This window comes from Sphingomonas sp., assembly GCF_031426035.1.
Classification (GTDB): domain Bacteria; phylum Pseudomonadota; class Alphaproteobacteria; order Sphingomonadales; family Sphingomonadaceae; genus Sphingomicrobium.
In genome coordinates this window covers 1-7,789 of the sequence record NZ_JANPKO010000131.1, presented here as the reverse complement: position 1 = coordinate 7,789, position 7,789 = coordinate 1, and the positions used below count along the sequence as shown (strand labels likewise).

9 protein-coding genes and 1 pseudogene are annotated in these 7,789 nt (G+C 69.0%); 6 read left to right on the top strand and 4 right to left on the bottom strand.

Features of this window, described 5'->3' with window-relative positions:
- The 3 genes and pseudogenes from RMP08_RS09575 to ndk form a co-directional block, all read left to right on the top strand.
- A pseudogene (locus tag RMP08_RS09575) lies at nt 1-240 on the top strand (leucyl aminopeptidase); the annotation flags it as partial.
- Between the two features lie 6 nt (nt 241-246).
- Nucleotides 247-687 carry a DNA polymerase III subunit chi gene (locus RMP08_RS09570; RefSeq protein ID WP_310468769.1) on the top strand — a complete coding sequence of 147 codons (441 nt, stop codon included), beginning with the start codon at nt 247-249 and terminating at the stop codon, nt 685-687.
- Between the two features lie 91 nt (nt 688-778).
- Entirely contained in the window at nt 779-1,201 is a 423-nt protein-coding gene (gene ndk / locus RMP08_RS09565) for a nucleoside-diphosphate kinase (protein ID WP_310468768.1), read from the top strand.
- Here ndk and RMP08_RS09560 read toward each other — a convergent pair.
- The 3 genes from RMP08_RS09560 to purM are packed head-to-tail and all read right to left on the bottom strand — an operon-like array spanning nt 1,198 to nt 3,777.
- Complete coding sequence (locus RMP08_RS09560) at nt 1,198-1,719, bottom strand: hypothetical protein (protein WP_310468767.1); 522 nt, start codon at nt 1,717-1,719, stop codon at nt 1,198-1,200. The genes ndk and RMP08_RS09560 overlap by 4 nt on opposite strands.
- A 22-nt stretch (nt 1,720-1,741) precedes the next feature.
- On the bottom strand, nt 1,742-2,698 hold the full coding sequence (gene purN, locus RMP08_RS09555) for a phosphoribosylglycinamide formyltransferase (RefSeq protein ID WP_310468766.1): 957 nt from the start codon (nt 2,696-2,698) through the stop codon (nt 1,742-1,744).
- 5 nt (nt 2,699-2,703) lie between these two features.
- Nucleotides 2,704-3,777: a phosphoribosylformylglycinamidine cyclo-ligase gene (gene purM / locus RMP08_RS09550; protein ID WP_310468765.1), complete on the bottom strand. Its 1,074-nt coding sequence runs from the start codon at nt 3,775-3,777 to the stop codon at nt 2,704-2,706.
- Between the two features lie 63 nt (nt 3,778-3,840).
- Here purM and RMP08_RS09545 point away from each other — a divergent pair, with 63 nt between their 5' ends.
- Both RMP08_RS09545 and RMP08_RS09540 read left to right on the top strand, forming a co-directional pair.
- A complete protein-coding gene (locus RMP08_RS09545; protein ID WP_310468764.1) occupies nt 3,841-5,130 on the top strand; it encodes a heavy-metal-associated domain-containing protein in 1,290 nt (429 codons plus the stop codon).
- On the top strand, nt 5,127-5,738 hold the full coding sequence (locus RMP08_RS09540) for a DnaA ATPase domain-containing protein (protein ID WP_310468763.1): 612 nt from the start codon (nt 5,127-5,129) through the stop codon (nt 5,736-5,738). Before RMP08_RS09545 ends, RMP08_RS09540 begins: the two co-directional genes overlap by 4 nt.
- Here the strand turns inward: RMP08_RS09540 and rnd are convergent.
- Nucleotides 5,735-6,922, bottom strand: a complete 1,188-nt coding sequence (gene rnd, locus RMP08_RS09535) for a ribonuclease D (protein WP_310468770.1) — start codon at nt 6,920-6,922, stop codon at nt 5,735-5,737. The two genes, RMP08_RS09540 and rnd, sit on opposite strands and share 4 nt — an antisense overlap.
- 190 nt (nt 6,923-7,112) lie before the next feature.
- Here rnd and RMP08_RS09530 point away from each other — a divergent pair.
- On the top strand, nt 7,113-7,789 hold a 677-nt coding region (locus tag RMP08_RS09530), incomplete at its 3' end, for an amino acid--tRNA ligase-related protein (protein ID WP_310468762.1).

The following is a 7,789-nucleotide window of genomic DNA, read 5'->3' as shown; positions in this document are numbered from 1 at the left end:
TTCGACCGGCTGATCGATTCGCCGATCGCCGACATGAAGAATGTCGGCCCGCGCGAGGGCGGCTCGATCACCGCCGCGGAGTTCATCCACCGCTTCGTCGACGAGGGCGTCCGCTGGGCCCATCTCGACATCGCCGGGATGGTGTGGGCGGACAAGGCCGGCACCACCTTCGACGCCGGCGCAACCGGCTACGGCGTGCGCCTGCTCGACCGCTTCGTCGAAGCCACCGCGGAGGGCTGAGCACCGGTGCAGGTCGATTTCTACCAGCTCGGCGGGGCTCCGGCCGAGCAGGTGATCGTCAGCATCGCCCAACGCTTGCTGGCGGCCGACCAGCGCCTGCTGATCGTCGCCGCCGACGACGCCGGGCTGGCCCGCCTCGACCGCGTGCTGTGGGACCAGGGCGCGACCAGCTTCCTGCCGCATGGCCTCGCCGGCGGCGCCGACGATGCGCGCCAGCCGATCCTGCTTTCGGCCACACCCGACGCGCCCAACCTCGCGCGCAACCTGCTGATTGCCGACGGTGAATGGCGCGAGGCGGCGCTCAGCTACGACCGCGCTTTTTATCTGTTCGACGCCGCCTCGCTCGAGGGCGCGCGGCTGGCGTGGAAGCTGCTGGCCGGGCGCGACGAGGTCGAACGCCGCTACTGGGCGCAGGACGACGACGGGAAATGGCAGCAGAAGGCCTGACCGCGACCGCCTGACCCTTGCCGCCGCGCCCACGCCCCGCTAGGCGCTGCCGCCAATCACTCGCCCGCACACCACAGGAGACCGTGACGCCATGGCCGCGACGCGCACCTTTTCGATCATCAAGCCCGACGCCACCCGCCGCAACCTGACCGGAGCGGTGACCAAGATGCTCGAGGAGGCCGGCCTGCGCGTCGTCGCTTCCAAGCGCATCCGCATGACCCGCGACCAGGCCGAGGGCTTTTACGCGGTCCATCGCGAGCGGCCGTTCTTCAACGATCTGTGCAGCTTCATGACCTCGGGGCCGGTGGTGGTCCAGGTGCTCGAGGGCGACAATGCCGTTCAGCGCAACCGCGACATCATGGGCGCGACCAATCCCGAGAACGCCGACGCCGGCACGATCCGCAAGGAGCTCGCCGAATCGATCGAGGCCAATTCGGTTCACGGCTCGGACTCGGACGAGAACGCCGCGATCGAAATCGCTTACTTCTTCACGGACGACGAGATCGTCGGCTAGCCGCGCGACAGGCGGGTCAGGCGCAGCGAGCGCCCGCCCAGCAGGCCGCCGCTTTGCCAGCGATAGGCTAGCACATAGCGGCCGGTCGCGGTGCGGTCGGCGCCGGCCTCGACGTAGCGGGCGGTGATCGTCACCGGCAGGCGCGCATCGCCCTTGCCCTTGCGCGTTTCGTCGCCGAGCGCCGCCTCGACGTCGTCGGCGGCAAGCTCGCCATCGCTGCCGACGTCGATCGCCTGGCCCGGTGCCGCAAGTTTTAAGACCAGCGAATCGAGGGCGTGTCCGGCCTCGACCGGCGTGATCTTGAGGACGCGGCCATCGTCTTCGGCCGAGCCGCGCAGCTTGAGCGGAATCGCCTGGCTCTTCTGGACGACCACCGTTTTGGGCTGCGGCTCGTCGCGTCCGTTGCGCCAGCCGTTCCACAGGCCGAGCGCGGAAATCGCCACCGCGGCGACCGCGAGCAATTCGCCGAGGGTCAGCCAGCGCAGCCGCCGCCGGCGCTCGTCAGGGGTCTCGCTCATTGGTTAGCAATCTCCGGCAAAACTAAAACTCCTCCGCCGCGCGCAGCAATTTGGTCAGGCGCGGCGGGGCACAGGCGCGCCAGCTTCGCGCCAGCCATTCGGCGACATGGTCCCAATCGACGTTTGAGCGGTCGAGGCGGATGCCGATCCAGTCCGACGGGCCGTAATAGGCGGGGCGGAAGTAGATCTCCGGCTCGGCGTCGATCAGTTGTGCCATCTCGTCCTGCCCGCTGGCCTTGACCAGCACCCCGACGCTGTCCTCGCCGTGGTGGCGGTTGAACAGAATCGCGAACAGCTTTCCGCTGCTCTCGCTCCCAACCCGCCACGCGGGGGCGCCGTGGCTGGTCTTGAAGCTGGTCTCGGGCAGCGCCAGCGCCAGCGCGCCGACCCGCGCCTCGATCCAGGCGGGGTCGCGCTCGCGGCCGACGAACTGGGCGAGCACGCGCGGATACAGCTGGTGCTCGGCGATCAGCACCCGCTCGGCGAGCGTCTCGGCGGTGTCGCCGGGCAGCACCGCGACCTCGACCTGGCCGAGCAGTTCGCCCGAATCGACCTCCTCGCTGACCAGATGGACGCTGGCCCCGGTCACCCGTTCGCCCGCGGCGAGCACCGCTTCGTGCGTACGCAGCCCTTTGTGGCGGGGGAGCAGCGAGGGGTGGATGTTGACGATCCGCCCCGCCCACCGCGCGATGAACGCGGGCGGGATCAATCGCATGAACCCGGCAAGCGCGATTATTTCTATGGTCTTGTCTGAAAGTAAACTTTCAAGCGTTTGGAAGAACGTGCTTTTGTCGTAGGCGATGCGCTCGACCTCAATGCCCTCCGCCTCCGCCAGCGCGAGCCCCGGCGCATCGGGCCGATCGCCGGTCACCAGCGCCACCTCGAACGGGCAGTCGGCGGCGCGCGCGGCGTAGATCAGCGCCGCCATGTTCGACCCGCGGCCCGAAATCAGCACCGCGACCCGCGCCCGCTCAGCCATGCCGGTCAGCCATGGTTGTGCGTCGCGCTCCACGCGGCGGGCGAATCCCAGCTCTCCGCGAGGCCGGACACCGTGCAGCCGCGCGGCCCCGCTTCGATGCGGCCGATGCTGTGCACCGTCTCCCCGGCGCGGGTCAGCTTGGCGGCGACCTCCTCGGCGTCATCCGCATCGACGATCGCCACCATCCCGATCCCGCAGTTGAACGTCCGCGCCATCTCTTCCGCCGCCACCGAGCCGCCGTCCTGCAACTGCGCGAACAGCGACGGCAATTCCCACGCGCCGGCATCGACCCGGGCGTGGCAGCCGTCGGGCAACACCCGCGGAATGTTCTCCAGCAGGCCGCCCCCGGTGATGTGCGCGAGGCCCTTGATCCGCCGCGCCTGGACCAGCGGCAGCAGCGCGCGGACGTAGATCCGCGTCGGCGCCAGCAGCCGCTCGCCGAGATCGTCGGCGGCGAGGTCCCACCCGCGCTCGTCGATAATTTGCCGCACCAACGAAAAACCGTTGCTGTGCACGCCCGAGCTGGCGAGCCCGAGGATGACGTCGCCGGGCGCGATGTCCGCCCCGGTCAGCACCTTGTCGCGGTCGACCGCGCCGACGCAAAAGCCGGCGAGGTCGTAGTCGGCCTCGGCGTACATCCCCGGCATTTCCGCGGTTTCGCCCCCGATCAAGGCGCAGCCGGCCTGGCGACAGCCGTCGGCGATCGACGCCACCACCTCAACCGCGACCGCATTGTCGAGCTTTCCGGTCGCGTAATAATCGAGGAAGAACAACGGCTCGGCGCCTTGCACGATGAGGTCGTTGGCGCACATCGCGACGAGGTCGATGCCGACCCCGTCGTGGCGCCCGAGCTCGATCGCCAGCTTCAACTTGGTCCCGACCCCGTCATTCGCGGCAACCAGCAGCGGGTCGTCGTACCCCGCCGCCTTCAGATCGAACAAACCGCCGAACCCGCCCAATTCGGCGTCGGCGCCGGGCCGCGCGGTCGAGCGGGCATGCGGGCCGATCGCCTTGACCAGCGCATTGCCCGCCGCGATCGACACGCCGGCATCGGCATAGGTCATTGGCTTTTGGGTCATTGGCCGCCCGCCTAGCCACAACCCGCTTGGATTTCCACGCCATTGTCGCCAAAAGCCCGAGCGATGGCTCGCCGCCCGTATTTCCTTGTCCTGTTCGTCGCACTGGTCGGGCTAGTCCTGTCCGGCGCCGTGCTGGCGCAGCTCGAAACGGGCGATCGCGGCATTCTGCCACTCGATAGCTCGGGCACGCTGGAGATTACCGGCATCCATGTCGATGTCGGCGGCAAGGATGCGCAGTCGGCGCGCTTCGCCGGCTGGCGGATCGCCCAGCGCGAAGGGTTCAAGGCGCTGTGGGCCAAGACCAACGGCCGCCCGCTAAGCGAAGCGCCGAACTTGCCCGATTCGACGCTCGACGGGCTGGTCAGCTCGATCATCGTCGAGCGCGAGCAATTGGGCCCGACCCGCTACATCGCCGACCTTGGCATCCTGTTCGACCGCGCCCGCGCCGGCGCCCTGCTCGGGGTCGGCGGCGGCGAAGTGCGCCGCTCGGTGCCGATGCTGCTGATCCCGATCACCGTCACCGGCGGCACCGCCACCACGGTCGAGCTGCGCAACGCGTGGCAGCGCGCGTGGGCCGAGTTCCGCACCAACCAGAGCCCGCTCGACTACGTCCGCATCAGCGGGATGGGCATCGACCCGGTGCTGGTCAACGCCGCCCAGACCCGCCGCCCGGGGCGCGGCTGGTGGCGCAACATCGTCGATTTTTACGGTGCCGCCGACATCCTCACCGCCGAAGTGCTGGTCCATCGCCTGTATCCCGGCGGCCCGGCGCAGGCGCGCTTCATCGCCCGCCACGGCCCCGACAACCAGATCGTCGGCGGCTTCGACCTGCGCGCCGCCGACAGCGCCGGCATCCCGGCGATGATGCGCGAGGGCGTGCAGCGGATGGACGCCTTGTTCGCCGAGGCGCTCGCCGCCGGCCGCCTCCGCCGCGACCCGACGCTCGACATCCCCGAGCCTCCGCCGCTGCCCGAGGAACTGGTCGACGCGCCGCAGACCACCGAGCCGCAGGCCTATCTGTACCAGGTGCAGATCGCGGCGAGCAACGTGAACACCTATAATTTCGCGATGGCGCACCTGCGCACGCTGGCCGGGATCAAGCAGGTCACCCCGGTCGCCATCAACCCCGCCGGCACCAGCTACGTCACGGTGTCGTACCAGGGCAGCGGCGGCGCGCTCGCCGCCGCGCTCGCGGCGCGCGGCTGGACCACCGATTCCGCCGGCACGATCGTGCGGATGGCGGGCGGGGCAGGGGCGCCGCCGCCGCTGCCGCCGCCTCCTCCGCCGCCGCAAGCAACCCCGCCGCCTGCCAGCCCAGCGCCCGAACCGCAAGCCAATGCGAGCGGCGAATGAAAAGCGGGATCGACCAGATCGCGCTGCCGCTCGATTGGCCGCAGAGCGAAGGCGACGCCCGCTTCCTGGTCTCGGATGCCAACCGCGAGGCGTTCGACCATTTCCGCCAGTGGAGCTTGTGGCCGGTCAAGGCGAGCCTGCTGGTCGGCCCGCGCCGCTCGGGCCGCACCCTCCTCGCGCGGACCTTCATCGAGCGCGTCGGCGGGCGGCTGTTCGACGGCGCCGAGGGCCATGACGAAGAAGAATTGTTCCACGCCTGGAACCAGGCCCAAGACAGCGGCCGGCCAATTGTGCTGATCGTCGACCAGCTGCCCCCGGCGTGGGCGATCCGCCTGCCCGATTTGCGCACTCGCCTCGCGGTGACCCCGATCGCGCGCATCGGCCAGCCCGACGATGCGCTGTTTTCGGCGCTGATCGAATTGCTGTTCGCCGACCGCGGGCTGCACATCCCGCGCGAGGGACTGAAATTCATGACCGCGCGGTTGCAGCGCGATTACTGGACCGCCGAGCGCGCGGTCGAAGCGGTCGACCGCTTCGCCAAGTCCCAGCGCGCCCGCATCAGCCTGCCGACGATCCGCCGCGCGCTGGACGAAAGTGGGCTACTTTAAACCGTCTCTTCGACCGGCGCGTCGACGATCCGGCTCATCTTCAATTTGCCGTTCTCGATCGCGAAACCAATCCGTCCCTCGACCAGGTTGAGCGCATCGCGGCCGAATTCCTCGAACCGCCAGCCGCCGAGGATCTTGAGCCCGCTGCGGACCCCCGCGGCGAGCGCCTCGAGCTCGTCGGTGCGCGCGATCAGTTTGGGCGCGACCCCCGATTCCTTGGCGCGGATCTTGAGCAGCAATTTCAGCAAATCGCTGACCAGCACGCCGTCCTTGGTCAGCCCCGGACGGCGCGGCTCGCGGTCGGGCAGATCGTCGCCCTCGAGCGGCTTGGCCGTCGCCAGCGCCGCCATCATCCGCGCGCCGATGTCGTTGTTGCGCCACCCCGCCGACAGCCCGCGCACCTTGCCCAGATCGTCCTGGGTCTTGGGCGGATGGCTGGCCAGCTCGCCCAGCGTATCGTCCTTGATGATCCGCCCGCGCGGCAAATTCTTGCCCCGCGCCTCGCTCTCGCGCCACGCGGCGAGCGCCTTCAGGCGCCCGAGCACCGCCGGGTTGCGGCTCGGCAGCTTGAGGCGCTTCCAAGCGTCCTCGGGCGCGAACGCAAAGCTCGACGGGTCGGCGAGCCGCTCCATCTCCTCGTCGAGCCACGCGCCGCGTCCGTTCTTGCGCAATTTCTCGACCATCCGCGGGAAGATCGTCGCCAGATGCGTGACGTCGGCAATCGCATAGTCGATCTGGCGCTTGTCGAGCGGGCGGCGGCTCCAGTCGGTGAAGCGCGCGCCCTTGTCGAGGCTGTGCCCGAGCAAGGACTCAATCAGGTTGGAGTAGCCGACCTGCTCGCCGTGGCCGAGCGCCATCGCCGCGATCTGGGTGTCGAACAAAGGCGACGGCACCTGGCCGGTCAGATTGTGGATGATCTCGAGGTCCTGGCCGCCGGCATGAAACACCTTCAGCACGTTCTTGTTCTTGACCATCAGGTCGAGGATCGGGGTCAGGTCGAGCCCGGCCTGGGGGTCGATCGCCGCCGCTTCCTCGATGCTCGCGACCTGCAGCAGGCACAGCTCGGGCCAATAGGTGTTCTCGCGCATGAACTCGGTGTCGACGGCGACGAACGGATGCTCGGCGAGGCGCGCGGTAAACGCGGCGAGCTCGTCGGTGGTGTTGATGAGGGGATGGATATGCATGGTGTTGCGGGGGGCCATAGACGCCTCCCCGCGGGTTGACAAAGGGCGAGGGGAAGGGGAAGCGCGCGGCGATATCCAACAGCCGTCATCCCCGCGCAGGCGGGGATCCCGCTTCTCCTTCCCGGCCGGGTGGAAACGAGCGGGATTCCCGCCTTCGCGGGAATGACGGGCTTCGAAAGAGCAACCTGGAATGCACGCCTACCGCACCCACCGCTGCGCCGATTTGCGTGGCGCCAATGTCGGCGAGACCGTCCGCCTGTCGGGCTGGATCCACCGCAAGCGCGACCATGGCGGGGTGCTGTTCGTCGATCTGCGCGACCATTACGGGCTGACCCAGATCGTTGCCCGCGCCGGCAGCGAGGCCCTGAAAACGCTCGATTCGCTGCGCGTTGAATCGGTCGTCACGGTGTCGGGCGAGGTCGTCGCGCGCGAGGGCGGGGCGGTCAATTCAAAGCTCGCCACCGGCGACATCGAGGTCATCGCCAACGAGGTCACCGTCCAGTCGGCCGCCGCCGAGCTGCCGATGCCGGTTGCCGGCGAGGCCGACTATCCGGAAGAGATCCGCCTCAAGCACCGCTACCTCGATCTCCGCCGCGAGCGGCTCCATGCCAACATCATGCTGCGCTCGGCGGTCATCGCTTCGATCCGCGCGCGGATGATCGAGCAAGGCTTCTTCGAGTTCCAGACGCCGATCCTGACCGCCTCGAGCCCCGAGGGCGCGCGCGACTACCTCGTTCCCAGCCGGGTCCATCCGGGCAAATTCTACGCGCTCCCGCAGGCGCCGCAGATGTTCAAGCAATTGATCATGGTCGCCGGTTTCGACCGTTACTTCCAGATCGCGCCCTGCTTCCGCGACGAGGATGCGCG